This is a genomic window from Anabaena azotica SJ-1, from assembly GCF_047275885.1.
In the GTDB taxonomy this organism is placed as follows: Bacteria; Cyanobacteriota; Cyanobacteriia; order Cyanobacteriales; family Nostocaceae; genus Trichormus_B; species Trichormus_B azotica_A.
This window is the reverse complement of the sequence record NZ_CP178454.1, coordinates 584,446-600,307: the sequence shown is the minus strand read 5'-3', so window position 1 is coordinate 600,307 and position 15,862 is coordinate 584,446. Positions and strand designations below refer to the sequence as shown.

Below are 15,862 nucleotides of genomic sequence, written 5' to 3'. Positions count from 1 at the left end.
CAACAATTGTTGAATTGACCGAGGCTTTACAAAAATGCAACCTCCATTAAAACCCATACAAGAGTTCAGGTCACTGAATATCCCTCCCCAACTGGATTTATTTAACTTCCGTCGAGTTGCTTGGTGGAAACAGGTTATAGTTGCTATAGCTTACTATATCACCGCCCAACTTTCCCATAGTTTCACTACCTACCCCGAAACAGGATCAACTCCCATTTGGATTCCTGGAGGCATTGCTGTGGGGCTGCTCGCTATTTGGGGATATCCCTTATGGTTGGGGGTATTAATCGGTATATTGAGCGCGGAATTGGTCATTTATCAAGCATGGGTAAATCTTCCCACACTTATTTTAACCCTCTGTATTGTTTTTGTTTCTACGGTAGGAAAAGTTTTTGCTACCTATTGGATTGAATATTTAAACGGTAGTTACTACTTTTTAAACCGGGCTAAAGATGCAATAAATTTTATGATTTATGGTTGTTTTATCAGCCACTTACCCGTAGCTATTTTTTGTCCATTATTAATTTGTATTTTTGGGAAAGCTCCCTGGAAACTTTATTTAGATATCGCTTTTACTTGGTGGCTAAGTGATGGGTTTGGAATTCTATTTTTTGCGGCTTTAATTATTGCTTGGCATAGAAACTTTAGAACATTTACTAATTTATTACAACATCGCCGTTTAGAGGCAATAATTATTTTATTTTTAACTTTATTGGTCAGTAATATTATTAGTAGTGGTGGTTATCATGCAGAATATCTATTAGTTCCTCTATTGGTATGGGCAGCATTTAGATTTAAAGAACCAGGTGCAACATTTTTAATGGTAATTATTGCCTTAATTGTATCTATTGGTACAGTTCAAGGTAATAGTTTTTTTGTTCACGACTCTATTAGAACTTCTCTATTAGAATTTCAGTCTTTTATTGCCTGTATTGGCATGACTACTTTAATTTTAAACGCTGTTTTACATGAAAATGAACAAGCGAAAACTGATTTACGTTTAGCGAATACTACTCTCATTGATAAACATATTCAATTACAAGAACTAGATCAACAAAAAGATGTTGAACGTCAACAAAGAGAACAGATTCTTGTTGATTACAATTTAGCTTTACAGAAACAGCTTGCTCTTGCTCAAGCCAAAGAAGTAGCAGAAAATGCAACTAAAGCTAAAAGTGAATTTCTCGCCAATATGAGCCACGAAATTCGCACTCCTATGAATGGGGTAATTGGAATGACTGAACTGCTCTCCATGACCCATCTTACAAAGGAACAAAGAGAATTAGTAGATACGATTAGAGATAGTAGTCATGCCCTGTTAACTATTATTAATGATATTCTAGATTTTTCCAAAATTGAATCAGGAAATTTTCAATTAGAAGAACGTCCATTTTTTTTAGCAGATGTAATCAATTCAGTGTGCAATCTTCTCTATATACAAGCAGATAAAAAAAATATCCAACTAGAAAGTTATATAGCTACTCATGTTCCTAATCATCTTTTCGGAGATAGTTCTCGATTACGTCAAATTTTGCTGAATCTTGTAGGAAATGCTATTAAATTTACCAAAGTTGGTGGTGTTTATGTAACAGTGAATAGTAAATTATTTGCTAAAAGTGAAGAATTTGAAGAACATGAGTTAATTATTACCATTAAAGATACAGGAATTGGTATTGATGGCGATCGCCTAAATCAGTTATTTCAACCATTTACCCAAGCTGACGCTTCTATTAGTCGTAAATATGGTGGTACAGGTTTAGGTCTAGTTATTAGTAAGAGTTTAATAAATTTAATGAAAGGGACTATTTGGGTAGAAAGTTTAGGTAATATTGGTGGTCATCCTCCCAATGATTGGATATTAAATAATGAAAATGAATATCAACAAGGCTCAATATTTTATTTTACATTTATTGCGAGGGCAGTTTTAGATTTTGATTTAATATTACAAGATTCTTTAGAGCAGACTCAACTCAGAAAAATCTCTCCTAACTGTCAATTAAAAATCCTCCTTGCCGAAGATAATAAAGTTAATCAAAAAGTTGCGACTTTAAATTTGAAAAAACTTGGTTATATAGCTGATATTGCCAACAATGGTTTAGAAGTATTAGCAATTTTAGAAACCCAAGTTTATGATGTAATTTTAATGGATATGCAAATGCCCGAAATGGATGGTTTAACAACAACAAAGATAATTCGTCAATCTGGTAAACCTCAACCCTATATTATTGCTTTAACTGCTAATGCTTTAGAAGAAAATCGCCAAATGTGTTTAGATGTAGGGATGAATCATTTTATTACTAAACCTATTGCCATCGCTGAATTAATGGAGGCTTTACAAAATGCAATCCCTATTTAACTTCCACAAATATAAGCTAGTGCTTTTCCCAAATATTTCCCTAAGATGGTTATTAATTGTTCCTTTTGTCGTGCAAATTGTGGGAGCAGTAGGACTTGTAGGTTATTTTTCCTATCGCAGTGGACAAGAGTCAGTTAACCAATTAACTACAGAAATTCGCACCCAAACAACAAATAATGTAGTCCAGTATTTAGATCACTATTTATCTATCCCTGTTTTAATTAATCGGATTAACGCTGATGCTTTTCATTTAGGATATTTGAAAATTGATAATACATCTCAATTAGAGAAATATTTTTATAATCAACTACAACAGTTTCCTACTGTTAGTCACATTATGCTAGGAACTGAGCAGGGCATTTTTTTGGTTGCTAATCGTAATCCTTTGCCTAGTCTATTTTTGTCCAATCCTACTCAACCATCCCAAGTTCAGATTTATCAAGTTAATCGAAATGGACAAAAAATTAGATTAATTAAGACTCTTGAAAATTTTAATTTAAAGTCACGTCCTTGGTATTTAACTGCTGTACAGGTAGGTAAACCTGTACGAATACCTATTTTTAGAGTTCAGGATAATTCCGAGCTTTCTCTTAATAGCAGTTATCCTATTTATAATCTTAACAAAGATAAATTATTAGGCGTTTTTTCGGCTGCATCTGATCTCAGTTACTTGCATAAATTTATGGGTAGTCTGCGGATTGGAAAAACAGGTAGAGTATTCGTAATTGAGCGCAATGGATTATTAATTGGTGCGTCAACAAATCAATTACCTTATCGCAAAAAGCAGCATAATGGCAAAATTCACGTAGAACAAATTAAAGCAATTGATAGTCAAGATACATTAATTAAGGCAACTAGCCGCTATTTATTTGATAAATTTGGTAGTTTTAAAAATATTAATAAATCTCTGCAATTAGATTTTTTTAAAAGCAATCATAAAGAGCGCCAGTTTGTTCAAATTGTTCCTTATAAAGATGATTTAGGTTTAGATTGGTTAATTGTTGTGGTTGTTCCTGAATCTGATTTGACGACAACAATTGAAAAAAATAATAAGCACACTATTTTATTATGTGGATTAACATTTTTAACAGCAACAGGAATGGGGATTCTCACGACAAAGTGGATTACTCGTCCTATTTCGCGCATAAGTCAAGCGAGTCAATCAATAGCAAGAGGAGAATTGAATCAGCCTTTATCACAGGATCAAATAATTACGGAAATTAAGATTTTGTCAACATCTTTTAATGCGATGTCTGAGCAAATTCAAAATTCATTTTCTAGAGTAGAAGTTGCTTTACAAGAATCAACAGAGAAATATCAAATCTTATTTAAAACTCTACCCATTGGTATTGCCATTACTGATAAAACAGGAAAAATTATTGAAATCAATCCTGCTTCCAAATCTATATTTGGAATTTCTGATCAATTGCAAATTAGCAATAGCGATATTATTCCCGATTGGCAATTAGTGATTCGTGATGATGGTTCTATTGTCCAATCAAATGAATATACTTTTGTAAAAGCTTTAGAAGAAAACCAATTGATCCATGATGCGAAATTTTGTGTTGTTCACTCTGATAATAGTCTGCAATGGCTGAGTATTAATGCTGCACCTATTCCTTTGACAAATTATGGTGTAGTGATTACCTATATGGATATTACTAAACTCCAAAAAACTAAATTTGCTCTAAGAGATTCTGAAGCACGTTTCCGAAAAATTGCTTTATCTTCACCTGGAGCGATATATATTATTGTCCATAGTGTTGATGGTTCGATTTATTTTGAATATGTGAGTTCGGCAATTGAAGAAATTCATGAAATCAAAATTGAGGATTTACGCCAAAACTATAACCTGATTTTAAATAGCTATCATCCCGATGATTTTGTTCCTTTGATGGAAGAAATTACGCGCTGTCGTAAAACTATGTCACTTTTTCATTATGAGTGGCGTATTATCACTCCCACAGGAAAAATCAAATGGCTACAAGCAAATGATCGTCCTGAACTTAGAGAAAATGGAGATGTTGCTTGGTATGGTATCACCTTAGATGTCACTGCTTACAAACAGGCAGAATTAAAAACTTGGGAGTTTCAAAACTTCCTCACTTCGATTATTGAAAATATCCCCAATATGCTTTTTGTTAAAGATGCTGAAAATCTTAAATTTGTGCGTTTTAACAAAGTGGGTGAAGAATTACTTGGCTATACTAGAGAAGAATTAATCGGTAAAAGTGACTATGATTTTTTTCCACCAGAAGAAGCAGATTTTTTTATTACTAAAGACCGAGAAGTTATAAAAAATGGCACGGTTGTAGATATTCCTGAAGAATTTATTCAAACTAAACATCAGGGTACTCGAATTTTACATACTAAGAAAATCCCTATTTTTGATGAATCTGGGCATCCAAAATATTTGTTAGGTATTTCAGAAGATATTACTGAACATAAACAAACAGAATTAACTATTCAACAAAGTGAGGCTAGATTCCGCCGACTGAGTAAAAATATACCCGGCATGATTTATCAATATGTGGTATATGGTGATGGTAGTGATAAATTTACTTATGTTAGTCCAAAATGCCGTGAGATTTATGAAATTGAACCAAACATTGCCATGCAAAGCTCCAGTAATCTCTGGAAAATTGTCCATTCTGAAGATATTGTAGAGCTAGAAAAGAAGGTAATTGCTTCAGCAAGAGAACTACAGCCTTTTTACTCAGAACATCGGTTGATTATGCCTGATCAGCGATTAAAATGGATTCAAGTTTCTGCCCAACCTGAAAAACAAGATAACGGGGATATTATCTGGGATGGTTTGGTCATTGATATTAGCGATCGCAAACAAGCAGAAATAGCTTTGGAAATTGCCAAAGAAGCAGCAGAAGCGGCTACCAAGGCTAAAAGTCAGTTTCTTGCTAATATGAGTCACGAAATTCGGACTCCTATGAATGGTGTCTTGGGCATGGCTCAGTTACTCTCTAATACGAATCTTTCTCAGGAACAAAAAGATATTGTCCAAATCATTCGAGATAGTGGTGATAGTCTTTTAGTTGTAATTAATGATATTCTTGATTTCTCAAAAATTGAGTCGGGAATGTTGCAATTAGAAGAGCATAATTTTTCTTTAAATACTATAATGAGTTCTATATGTAGTTTACTGAATACACAAGCTCTAATCAAAGATATTATTATTAAATATTCAATTGATTCTGCTGTTCCTATTAATATATTAGGTGATAGTTCTCGGCTACGTCAAATTTTTCTAAATTTGGTCGGCAATGCAATTAAATTTACTAATAAGGGGAATATTGAAATTTCAATTATTAAAAACAAGCAACATAATACGCAATTAGAGTTAATGATTTCGATTAAAGATACAGGTATTGGTATTGATAAAGAACGTCTTGATAAACTATTTCAACCCTTTACTCAAGCTGATGCTTCTATTAGTCGTAAATATGGCGGTACAGGTTTGGGTTTGGCAATTAGTAAGAGTTTAATTGGGTTAATGGGTGGGAGAATTTGGGTAGAAAGTTTTGGTAATATTGGTGGTACACCTCCTGAAAATTGGATTGAAAATTATTCACATCCATCTCCAACTCAAGGCTCAATTTTTTACTTTACTATTATAGTTCAAGAAGTTTCTCAAGCTACTATCAATTTACAAAAGACTTTACTGAAAACTAAACAAGAAGCTCTTACTACTCCTGTTCAGTTAAAAATTCTCCTGGCCGAAGATAATAAAATTAATCAAAAAGTGGTAATTTTGTTACTTAAACAACTTTGCTATGCTGCCGATATTGCTAATAATGGCTTGGAAGCATTAAAAATGTTAGAATATAAAGATTATGATGTAATTTTAATGGATATGCAGATGCCAGTGATGGATGGTGTCACAGCTACAAAAATGATTCGTCGATCTAACAAACCTCAGCCTTGGATTATAGCCTTAACAGCTAATGCTTTGGATGAAGATCGTCAAACTTGCTTTGATGCAGGAATGAATGATTTTATTACTAAACCAATTGCGTTTCCAGAGATGACTCGCGCTCTTTCAGTATATTTGCAAAACCATAGTTAAATATTCCCTATTCCTTGTTCTTGGTTTTTGATTTTGAATTTTTATGCCAATCTATGTTTATTGGGGTGAGGATGATTTTGCTATTGAAAAAGCTGTGGCAGTTTTGCGCGATCGCATTCTCGATCCTTTATGGACAAGTTTTAATTATACTGCTTTCCCCCCAGATCAACCTGATGCTGTGATTCAGGCTTTAAATCAAGCCATGACACCCGCTTTTGGTGGTGGTGGACGTTTAGCATGGTTAATCAATTCCACCCTGTGTCAACAATGTCCAGAAAATGTATTATCAGAGTTACAACGAACTCTACCCGTAATTCCTGAAGACTCGTATTTATTGCTTACGAGTCGTAATAAACCGGATGAGCGTCTCAAAGCCACAAAATTTCTGAAACAATTTGCTCAGTTCCGTGAGTTTTCACTTGTTCCCCCATGGAAAACCGAGTTATTGGTACAAGCTGTAAATCAAGCTGCTCAGACTGTCGGTGTAAAACTAACTGCTGCGACTGCGGAACTGTTGGCAGAGTCTATTGGTAACGATACACGGCTTCTCTACAATGAAATGGAGAAATTACGGCTTTACATAGAAGGTAGTAACCAACCTTTAGATGTAAAGACAGTAACTCAATTAGTCAGAAATACTACTCAAAATACTTTACAATTAGCAGCAGCCATTAGAACTGGAGACACAGCCAAAGCTTTAGGTATTTTAGGGGATCTAATTAATGCTGCTGAACCGGGGTTACGGATTGTTGCCACTTTAATTGGTCAGTTTCGCACGTGGTTATGGGTAAAGATTATGATGGAAGCAGGAGAGCGTAATCCCCAAGCGATCGCTCAAGGTGCAGAAATCAGTAACCCTAAACGCATCTACTTTTTGCAGCAGGAAGTCCAATCTCTAACTGTACAACAGCTAATTTCTTCTTTACCTCTATTACTGGAATTAGAAGTTAGCCTTAAACAAGGAGCTTCAGAAACATCTATACTGCAAACAAAAGTCATCGAACTCTGTCAAGTATATCAGAGAAGGTAAATTCGTGATTCTTTGTTCTTACCAGCCAATGCCCTTGATAAAAATTTCGGTGATTTCAATTTGAGTGGAACTTCTTATTCCTAAAATAATTCAAATCTATTATCATACCTCTACTATTGTTCTGTGTCATCTATCCTATGCGGGAAAATTTCTTTGTCATTTTCCGAAACCGAATTGAGCCAATACTGTCTGGCTCCTTAGCATTTGCAACTCTCACCACTGCGAGTTTAATTTTCACGACTTCGTTAAGTTTCAAAGCTGATGCTCAAGCCGTGACCGTTAATAATACAGAAGTTACTAACTATGCTCAATCTGTCTTAGCAATGGAACCAAAACGGCAGCAAGCTTTTGAGGAAATTAAAAAACAGATTGGTGGGAAAGAAATTCCTAAAATTGTTTGTAATGACCCCAACAGTATGAGTTCACTACCAAATAAAGCTAAGGATATAGCAATTGAATATTGTAACCATTCTCAAAAAATCGTTGAAGACCATGGTTTGAGTATTGAAAGGTTCAATCAAATTACTCTGGAAATCCAAAATAACAATGATTTGAAAAAGCAAGTTTATAATACATTATTAAGAATACAGAATGCACCTAAACCTAAATCTGGTGCGCCTAATACTCGGTAAATACTACAATCCCTGACAAAAGCTGTAGACTCTAGTTCAAATTACGAATTATTGCATTCTATCAATTGTTCGATATTGAATTGCTTCAGCTACATATTGGGGTTTGAGATTTTCCTCTCCTGCTAAATCTGCAATTGTGCGTGATACTTTGAGAATGCGATCGCTCGCTCTTGCAGATAACCCTAATTTTCTAATTGCTGCTTCTAATAAATTCCGACTAGCATCATCTAAATTACACCATTTCTGAAGATGACGACTTTGCATTTGGGCATTGCAACGCAGATTTTTTTCTGATTGAAACCTAGTTGTAGCAATATCCCGCGCTTTCTGCACCCTTTCCCTTACAGATTTAGAAGCTTCTCCCGTTGATGCTTGGGTAATTTCCTCTGGTTTCAAGCGATTTACAGCCACTTGTAAATCAATTCTATCCATCAAAGGTCCTGATAATTTTGCCCAGTATTGCTCCCGTTGTCTAGGTGAACAAGTACATCCTTGAATTGTATCGCCATAATAACCACAAGGACAGGGATTTGTACTGGCTACTAAAGTAAATTGTGCCGGAAAAACCACAGATTGACGAGTACGAGAAATCGTCACATAACCATCTTCCAACGGTTGACGCAAAAACTCCAAAACATCTCTTTTAAACTCTGTGAGTTCATCGAGAAATAATATACCAAAATGTGATAAAGATATCTCTCCAGGACGGGGAAAACTACCACCACCAACCAAAGAAGGACCAGATGCAGAATGGTGAGGACTACGAAAAGGTCTTTCTCTTACTAATGAACCACGATTTTTCAATAAACCAGCTACAGAATGAATGCGAGTTACTTCTAAAGATTCAGAAAATTCCAACGGTGGTAAAATTCCTGGTAAACGTCTTGCTAACATAGTTTTTCCACTGCCAGGAGGTCCGACGAAAATAAGATTATGTCCTCCTGCTGCTGCAATTTCCAAAGCTCGACGCGCATGAGATTGTCCTTTAACATCTTGTAAATCTGCTAAATGTAAAGATACTCCTAATAAACTTTCTGCGGTTTGATTTAATTTGACAGGTTTATATTTTCCAGGATTATTTAATAAATCCACCACATCAGAAATATTATGACAACTATAAACATTTAAGCCTTCAACAACCGCAGCTTCTTGAGCATTATCAGCAGGAACAACTAACCCAGAAATTCCCATTTTTTCAGCAGTTGCAGCAATAGGAAGAACACCAGCAACAGGACGCAAACTACCATCTAAAGAAACTTCACCAAGAAATAAAAAATCTCCTAATAAATCAGGATTTACCTGTTCAGAAGCCGCTAAAATTCCCACACTAATTGGTAAATCAAAAGCGGGTCCCTCTTTCCTTAAATCTGCGGGAGTGAGGTTAATTACAATCTTTCGCATGGGAAAAGCAAAACCCGCGTTTTTCAATGTTGCCTTTACCCGTTCTTTAGATTCTTGAATAGCGGAATCTGGTAAACCTAAAATAATAATTCCCGGTAAACCACCGGAAACATCAACTTCCACCCCAACTTTAACCGCGTCAATACCAACAATAGATGCACTCCAGACTCTAGCCAGCATTTTTCATATATTAATAAACATTAAAGATATCAAAGCAGATCAGGTGGTGCATTAACAATGAGTGAAATCACCCAAGAGGATTGTTAATATAATAATAGCAGCTAAAGATGCAGGTGACTTATGGTTCAAGCATTAACAAAACTATTAACCTTTACAGAGTTCATCACCCAATACGGTAATAACCCCCGCTATGAACTTGCAGATAGAGAACTGATTGATATGGAACCAACTGGACTCCATGAAACCGTTGGGGGTAAAATAGCTACTCAATTGGGTATTGCTATCACAGAGGAAAAACTTCCCTGGTTTATTCCTCGTACTTGTTTAATTCGTCCTTTCCCGGAAACTGCCACAGCACGCCGTCCTGATATTGTAGTATTAGATGAAACAATGCTCCATCATGAACCTTTTTGGGAACATGAACCAGTTATTGCTTTAGGACAATCAATTAAATTAGTAGTGGAAGTTGTTAGCACTAATTGGGAAACAGATTATGCGCGTAAAGTTGAAGAATATGGTTTATTAGGCATTCCTGAATATTGGATTGTTGATTATCGGGGATTGGGTGGCGTTGTTTTTATAGGTAAACCTAAGCAACCGACATTTACAGTTTGTCAATTAATTGGTGAAGATTACAGTCAGCAGAAATATCGTTTAGGTGAGTTTATTAAATCTTCTCTTTTGCCTTCGCTGCAACTACGTTTAGATGATGTGATGCCAAGATAGGTGTTAGTTTGGATAATTAGGAAGCTAAACCTGGATTTTCTTTGTAAATTAGGAATCAAGAGTTAAAATAAAGTGATATATTGAGGGAATACAACTTTTTACTACATGATTTTGATTTATGTCAGATAACGAAAAACTTCTGGATTTAAATATAAAAATGAACCAATTTATACAAGAACTGCTCCTTTTTTTTGCTTAAAATTTATTTTCTAGCAAGAATAATTCATCCATAACAGCAAAGTTAAGGTATATAAATCATGGTTCAAGTCTTACAAAAACTACTAACATTTGCAGAATTTGCTGATTGGAAACCAGACGGAGGACGCTATGAACTGCATAATGGAGTAATTGTTGAAATGTCACAACCATTAGGACCACATGAAGATATCATAGGTTTTATAGCTAGAAAAATAACTGTAGAATTTGATAGATTAAATCTTCCTTACTCCATTCCTAAGCAAGCATTAGTCAAACCACCTAAAAGTGAATCAGGCTATGTACCAGATATTCTATTATTAAACCGGACTAATTTAGTCAATGAACCACTTTGGCAAAAACAATCAACTGTAACTCAAGCTGCTTCTATTCCTTTAATTATTGAAGTTGTTAGTACAAATTGGCGTGATGACTACTTAACTAAATTACGAGATTATGAAGAAATTAGTATTCCTGAATATTGGATTATTGATTATTTAGGTTTAGGTGGTATTCGTTATATAGGTAGTCCCAAACAACCTACTATATCTATTTACTTGTTGATTGATGGCGAGTATCAAGTAACGCAGTTTAGAAATGATGAAAAGATAATATCACCAGCTTTTACAGATTTGAATTTGACTGCTCAACAGATTTTTAAAGCTGGTAATATTTGATAAATATTTATCTCTCTTTACGCATCACTTGATTCTAAATTCACTTTTTTTTTGGTAATTAATGGTTACAAATTTTCCATTGCAAGTCTTAATTCCTCTAAATTTTCAACCGTGAGAATTGAACGTTGAATTGTTTTTAATGTTTCCAAATCCGATATTTCAGAAATTTTTGGCATGATTTTTAATCCTTCATCACCAAATTTCACTTCCAAGCATAACTCAATACTTGAAATTCTGTCTTTTTTTTCTCCTTTTTCTTCACCTTGTTTTTCCCCTTGTTGCAATATTTCCTGATACCAAGGTGATTCACGTAAAACAGCCATATCCCACCTCATGATTTCTTGAACTAAGGCGCTATCTAATACAAACGTAGCAAAAAAAGCCAGAACCGTTTCTAATTGATTGAGTTGTTCATCCGCTTTTAATAAACGCAATGCTTCCCGAATTATAGTTTCATCTTCACCACCTTTGAGAATTGGTACAAAAGGCAGTAAAGAAGGTAAAGGTTGTTCTAAGGCAATTTTAACATCTACTTCCCAAAGATTAATTACTCGGTAATCTTGACGCACCTCCAAACCAGCAATATTTGACTCATATCGAGTTGGTATTTCCTCATTACCTGTTTTAAGAATATTAATGAGTACAGGATAGGTTGGTAATTGATATTTTTCCTCAGCTAATCCTGAGTACGCACGCATCCTTCGTGGCATTTCTGATTTATAGCGCAATTGCAATTCATTCAAAACTAAAAATTTTCCGTATTCTTGACTTTCAACGCGGATAAGTACATCACTTTCTCTACTAATCCACTGAAATTCAGAATTGAGTATTTCCTTAGCAACTACATCCGGGATTTGTGTTACCCATTTTACCCAGTTGTTGGGTGCGAGGCTAATTAAGCGTTTGGTGCTGACATCCGCAGGTTTGGCCATAAAGCTATAGATGCACTGATTACACAACAGCTTAACTTTTTCTCTGCAAAAAAGCGATCGCCTAAAAAACTGCTTTCTGTGCGATCGCTAGGCATAGCTTAAAATCTCTAACAGATGAACAGGTAAATCTGCATGAGTGAAACCAAAGACACCATTTTCAGTAAAATCATTCGTCGGGAAATTCCCGCAAACATAGTTTATGAGGACGACTTGGCTTTAGCATTTACAGATGTTAACCCCCAAGCACCGGTTCACATCCTCGTAATTCCCAAGAAACCCATAGTTAACATAGCCACAGCCGAACCAGAAGATCAAGCATTATTAGGACATCTATTGTTAATCGTTCAAAAAGTCGCAGCAGAAGCAGGACTAGAAAATGGTTATCGCGTAGTCATGAACACTGGTGCTGATGGCGGTCAAACAGTTTATCACCTACATATACACATCTTAGGTGGACGGCATCTATCCTGGCCTCCTGGTTGATTTTCACCTCTCTATAAATCTACATATTCCCTTGTTCCCAGTCTCTGACTGGGAATGCTTCAAACTTCCTGTTAATCTGATTACATTATCAAATAGCATAACTGTTATCAGCTTTACTGATATTAATCATCTTTACAAAACTAAACTTAGCCTCTAATGTTGTATACAGGTAGGGAAAACCACCCACCAACATCATAAAAAAATAAAGCACTTATAAAATGACCACAACCTTACAACAGCGTTCAACCGCTAACGTATGGGATCGCTTCTGCGAGTGGATCACCAGCACCGAAAACCGTATCTACATCGGTTGGTTCGGCGTATTGATGATTCCTACCCTGTTAGCTGCTACCACCTGCTTCATCATCGCCTTCATCGCTGCGCCTCCCGTTGACATCGACGGTATCCGTGAGCCAGTTGCAGGTTCTTTAATCTACGGAAACAACATCATCTCCGGTGCGGTTGTTCCTTCTTCTAACGCTATTGGTTTGCACTTCTACCCAATCTGGGAAGCAGCTTCCTTAGATGAGTGGTTGTACAACGGCGGTCCTTACCAATTGGTAATTTTCCACTTCTTGATCGGTTGCGCTTGCTACTTAGGTCGTCAGTGGGAATTGTCTTACCGCTTAGGTATGCGTCCTTGGATCTGCGTAGCTTACTCTGCACCTTTGGCATCTGCTACAGCAGTATTCTTGATCTACCCAATTGGTCAAGGTTCATTCTCCGATGGTATGCCTTTGGGTATCTCCGGAACATTCAACTTCATGATCGTGTTCCAAGCTGAACACAACATCTTGATGCACCCCTTCCACATGTTGGGTGTAGCTGGTGTATTCGGTGGTTCCTTGTTCTCTGCAATGCACGGTTCTTTGGTAACTTCCTCTTTGGTTCGTGAAACAACCGAAACCGAATCTCAAAACTACGGTTACAAATTCGGTCAAGAAGAAGAAACCTACAACATTGTTGCAGCACACGGTTACTTCGGTCGCTTGATTTTCCAATACGCTTCCTTCAACAACAGCCGTTCACTTCACTTCTTCCTAGCTGCTTGGCCTGTAATCGGTATTTGGTTTACCGCTTTGGGTGTAAGCACAATGGCGTTCAACTTGAACGGTTTCAACTTCAACCAATCCATCATTGATTCTCAAGGTCGTGTCATCGGTACTTGGGCTGATGTAATCAACCGCGCTAACTTGGGTATGGAAGTAATGCACGAGCGTAACGCTCACAACTTCCCCTTAGACTTGGCTGCTGGTGAAGTTGCTCCTGTTGCTTTGACTGCTCCTGCAATCAACGGCTAATTCTGAAAGATTCAGATAGTTAAAAAATACCCTCCAGAAATGGGGGGTATTTTTGTTTTGTTTGCACTTAATTGATCTATTTTCTGGTATTGCTTTCAGTTTAATTCAGCAAGCCCTACTTAGATTTTCGATTCTTCAGTGAAGTAGTGAGGAGTAAATCTTTTCCTTTTGCGGAATCCCCAAACCTACGCCCCTACAGCTTCCTTGGCAGCGTATAACACTTCAGCAGAGATGTCTTTAAACCCACGCTCACGAGCAAACTTTTCGGTATTTCTCTTCACCTTCCCGCGCACAAAACCAGGAATCTTATTCAATTCTGCTTGTCCATCTTTTGTCCAATTCAAACCAGATTCAGCAGAAATTCCTTTGGTAATGACTTCTTTTGTATCGTGACCACCAAAGATTTCTAACAGGTGATCTTCCATTCCCAAAGTGAAGGAATTGTAGATTAAATCTGTGATTTGATTTGTCCCTTCATAACCCATAAATGGTTTGTAACCAATGGGGAAATTCTGAACGTGAATAGGTGCAGCAATTACACCACAAGGAATATCCAAACGTTTACCCACATGGCGTTCCATCTGTGTACCAAATATAGCAGAAGGTTCAACACGAGCGATCGCATCCCCAATAGCCCCATGATCATCTGTAATCAGCACCTCATCGCAATACTCACTCACCTGTTCTCTAAACCAGTCAGCATCATACTTGCAATAAGTACCAGCCCAAACCACATGAATCCCCATTTCCCGCGATAGAATCTTAGTCAGAGCCGCAGCATGGGTATTATCACCAAATACCACCGCTTTTTTACCAGTCAAATTCTGACAGTCAATAGAACGAGAAAACCACGCAGCTTGAGATACGTGCAGGGTTTGTTCATTAATGAACTCTTCATAATCAACCTCCCCACCTTGGGCGTTAATTACCTGCTGAATCTTGCGGATACATCTTGCAGTTTCCACAACACCCATAGGCGTAATATCTACATAAGGTGTCCCGAATTCTTCTTCTAAATATTTAGCTGTAGTTAAACCAAGTTCTCGGTAAGGAGTCAGGTTAAACCAAGCTTGAGGCATATTCTTCAACTCGTGAACAGAAGCACCTTCAGGAATTACAGAATTTACCTCAATTCCCAAATCATTCATTAACCGCTTCAATTCCGTGCAATCGTGGTTATTGTGGAAACCCAGAGTAGAAATACCAATGATGTTAACAGAGGGTTTAGCAGTTTTCGCCGTTGGTAAGTCCCCTTTTTTGCGGGCTTTCTCAATGTAATATTGGACAATCTGTTGTAGAGTCCGGTCTGCGGCTTGTAATTCGTTATAGCGGTAATGGTTCACATCCGCCAACATTACATCCCCTTTCGCTTCCAGTTGCGCCCTTTCTACAAAGTTATGCAAATCTTCTTGCAAAATGCTGGAAGTGCAGGTAGGAGTTAAAACTATTAAATCTGGGTGTTCTTCAGCATCCTTGCGGGTAATGTTGTCTACCACCTTTTCTTGAGAACCACGCGCCAAAACGTTGCGGTCAACGACGCTAGTTGTCACCGGAGTAAAGTTCCTCTCCCGCGATAGCATAGAACGCATGACGTTAAAATAATCATCCCCTAAAGGTGCGTGCATGATGGCGTGAACATTTTTAAAAGAACTAGCTACCCGCAAAGTACCAATGTGGGCTGGGCCTGCATACATCCAGTAAGCCAATTTCATCTGGTCTTCTCCCTTTGCAAATTAAATAACTATAAGTGCTTGATAATTAAATCGTTTCTGATTGTCTCAAAGATATGAGTGAATAAGGAATAGGACTATTTACTGTTTACATTGATTAATAAAGGCTGAAATCTAGTTTGAGCTTGAATTCTAGCT

12 protein-coding genes are annotated in these 15,862 nt (G+C 36.7%); 8 read left to right on the top strand and 4 right to left on the bottom strand.

Translation table 11 applies throughout. The annotated features are described in order from the left end of the window. Positions 1 to 34: 34 nt before the first annotated feature. The 4 genes from ACLLO5_RS02570 to ACLLO5_RS02555 all read left to right on the top strand — a co-directional run bounded on the left by ACLLO5_RS02570 (position 35) and on the right by ACLLO5_RS02555 (position 8,099). The gene (locus ACLLO5_RS02570; protein ID WP_413173927.1) at positions 35 to 2,356 is read left to right on the top strand and encodes an MASE1 domain-containing protein; all 2,322 of its coding nucleotides are present in this window, start codon (positions 35 to 37) and stop codon (positions 2,354 to 2,356) included. Beyond that, positions 2,340 to 6,437 carry a PAS domain S-box protein gene (locus ACLLO5_RS02565; RefSeq protein ID WP_413173926.1) on the top strand — a complete coding sequence of 1,366 codons (4,098 nt, stop codon included), beginning with the start codon at positions 2,340 to 2,342 and terminating at the stop codon, positions 6,435 to 6,437. The genes ACLLO5_RS02570 and ACLLO5_RS02565 overlap by 17 nt, the downstream gene beginning before the upstream one ends. Positions 6,438 to 6,480: 43 nt before the next feature. Next, positions 6,481 to 7,467 carry a DNA polymerase III subunit delta gene (holA, locus tag ACLLO5_RS02560; RefSeq protein WP_413173925.1) on the top strand — a complete coding sequence of 329 codons (987 nt, stop codon included), beginning with the start codon at positions 6,481 to 6,483 and terminating at the stop codon, positions 7,465 to 7,467. Between the two features lie 137 nt (positions 7,468 to 7,604). Next, a complete protein-coding gene (locus ACLLO5_RS02555) occupies positions 7,605 to 8,099 on the top strand; it encodes a DUF4168 domain-containing protein (RefSeq protein ID WP_413173924.1) in 495 nt (164 codons plus the stop codon). 48 nt (positions 8,100 to 8,147) lie between these two features. Here ACLLO5_RS02555 and ACLLO5_RS02550 read toward each other — a convergent pair whose 3' ends face one another. After that, a complete protein-coding gene (locus tag ACLLO5_RS02550) occupies positions 8,148 to 9,680 on the bottom strand; it encodes a YifB family Mg chelatase-like AAA ATPase (protein WP_413173923.1) in 1,533 nt (510 codons plus the stop codon). A gap of 120 nt (positions 9,681 to 9,800) precedes the next feature. Here ACLLO5_RS02550 and ACLLO5_RS02545 point away from each other — a divergent pair, with 120 nt between their 5' ends. Both ACLLO5_RS02545 and ACLLO5_RS02540 read left to right on the top strand, forming a co-directional pair. After that, positions 9,801 to 10,406, top strand: coding sequence for a Uma2 family endonuclease (locus ACLLO5_RS02545; protein ID WP_413173922.1), 606 nt, complete (start codon positions 9,801 to 9,803; stop codon positions 10,404 to 10,406). A gap of 257 nt (positions 10,407 to 10,663) precedes the next feature. Further along, positions 10,664 to 11,278, top strand: a complete 615-nt coding sequence (locus ACLLO5_RS02540) for a Uma2 family endonuclease (RefSeq protein ID WP_413173921.1) — start codon at positions 10,664 to 10,666, stop codon at positions 11,276 to 11,278. A 65-nt stretch (positions 11,279 to 11,343) separates the two neighbouring features. Here the strand turns inward: ACLLO5_RS02540 and ACLLO5_RS02535 are convergent, their stop codons facing one another. Beyond that, positions 11,344 to 12,210 carry an Rpn family recombination-promoting nuclease/putative transposase gene (locus tag ACLLO5_RS02535; RefSeq protein WP_413173920.1) on the bottom strand — a complete coding sequence of 289 codons (867 nt, stop codon included), beginning with the start codon at positions 12,208 to 12,210 and terminating at the stop codon, positions 11,344 to 11,346. Further along, positions 12,174 to 12,305 (bottom strand): hypothetical protein, encoded by a 132-nt coding sequence (locus tag ACLLO5_RS02530; RefSeq protein WP_413173919.1) that lies wholly within the window; start codon positions 12,303 to 12,305, stop codon positions 12,174 to 12,176. Before ACLLO5_RS02530 ends, ACLLO5_RS02535 begins: the two co-directional genes overlap by 37 nt. Positions 12,306 to 12,342: 37 nt before the next feature. Between ACLLO5_RS02530 and ACLLO5_RS02525 the strand changes: the two genes are divergently transcribed. Both ACLLO5_RS02525 and psbA read left to right on the top strand, forming a co-directional pair. Continuing rightward, positions 12,343 to 12,693: a histidine triad nucleotide-binding protein gene (locus tag ACLLO5_RS02525; protein ID WP_413173918.1), complete on the top strand. Its 351-nt coding sequence runs from the start codon at positions 12,343 to 12,345 to the stop codon at positions 12,691 to 12,693. Between the two features lie 218 nt (positions 12,694 to 12,911). Further along, positions 12,912 to 13,994, top strand: coding sequence for a photosystem II q(b) protein (gene psbA, locus ACLLO5_RS02520; RefSeq protein ID WP_413173917.1), 1,083 nt, complete (start codon positions 12,912 to 12,914; stop codon positions 13,992 to 13,994). A gap of 185 nt (positions 13,995 to 14,179) precedes the next feature. On the opposite strand, the gene bchB is transcribed toward psbA, so the two are convergent. Beyond that, the gene (gene bchB, locus ACLLO5_RS02515; protein WP_413173916.1) at positions 14,180 to 15,706 is read right to left on the bottom strand and encodes a ferredoxin:protochlorophyllide reductase (ATP-dependent) subunit B; all 1,527 of its coding nucleotides are present in this window, start codon (positions 15,704 to 15,706) and stop codon (positions 14,180 to 14,182) included. Between the last annotated feature and the right edge of the window lie 156 nt (positions 15,707 to 15,862).

What these genes read in the sequence shown, in the direction of transcription:
- ACLLO5_RS02570 (WP_413173927.1), top strand. Translation starts at nt 35, where the DNA reads ATGCAACCTCCATTAAAACCCATACAAGAGTTCAGGTCACTGAATATC.
- ACLLO5_RS02565 (WP_413173926.1), top strand. Translation starts at nt 2,340, where the DNA reads ATGCAATCCCTATTTAACTTCCACAAATATAAGCTAGTGCTTTTCCCA.
- holA (WP_413173925.1), top strand. Translation starts at nt 6,481, where the DNA reads ATGCCAATCTATGTTTATTGGGGTGAGGATGATTTTGCTATTGAAAAA.
- ACLLO5_RS02555 (WP_413173924.1), top strand. Translation starts at nt 7,605, where the DNA reads ATGCGGGAAAATTTCTTTGTCATTTTCCGAAACCGAATTGAGCCAATA.
- ACLLO5_RS02550 (WP_413173923.1), bottom strand. Translation starts at nt 9,680, where the DNA reads ATGCTGGCTAGAGTCTGGAGTGCATCTATTGTTGGTATTGACGCGGTT.
- ACLLO5_RS02545 (WP_413173922.1), top strand. Translation starts at nt 9,801, where the DNA reads ATGGTTCAAGCATTAACAAAACTATTAACCTTTACAGAGTTCATCACC.
- ACLLO5_RS02540 (WP_413173921.1), top strand. Translation starts at nt 10,664, where the DNA reads ATGGTTCAAGTCTTACAAAAACTACTAACATTTGCAGAATTTGCTGAT.
- ACLLO5_RS02535 (WP_413173920.1), bottom strand. Translation starts at nt 12,210, where the DNA reads ATGGCCAAACCTGCGGATGTCAGCACCAAACGCTTAATTAGCCTCGCA.
- ACLLO5_RS02530 (WP_413173919.1), bottom strand. Translation starts at nt 12,305, where the DNA reads ATGCCTAGCGATCGCACAGAAAGCAGTTTTTTAGGCGATCGCTTTTTT.
- ACLLO5_RS02525 (WP_413173918.1), top strand. Translation starts at nt 12,343, where the DNA reads ATGAGTGAAACCAAAGACACCATTTTCAGTAAAATCATTCGTCGGGAA.
- psbA (WP_413173917.1), top strand. Translation starts at nt 12,912, where the DNA reads ATGACCACAACCTTACAACAGCGTTCAACCGCTAACGTATGGGATCGC.
- bchB (WP_413173916.1), bottom strand. Translation starts at nt 15,706, where the DNA reads ATGAAATTGGCTTACTGGATGTATGCAGGCCCAGCCCACATTGGTACT.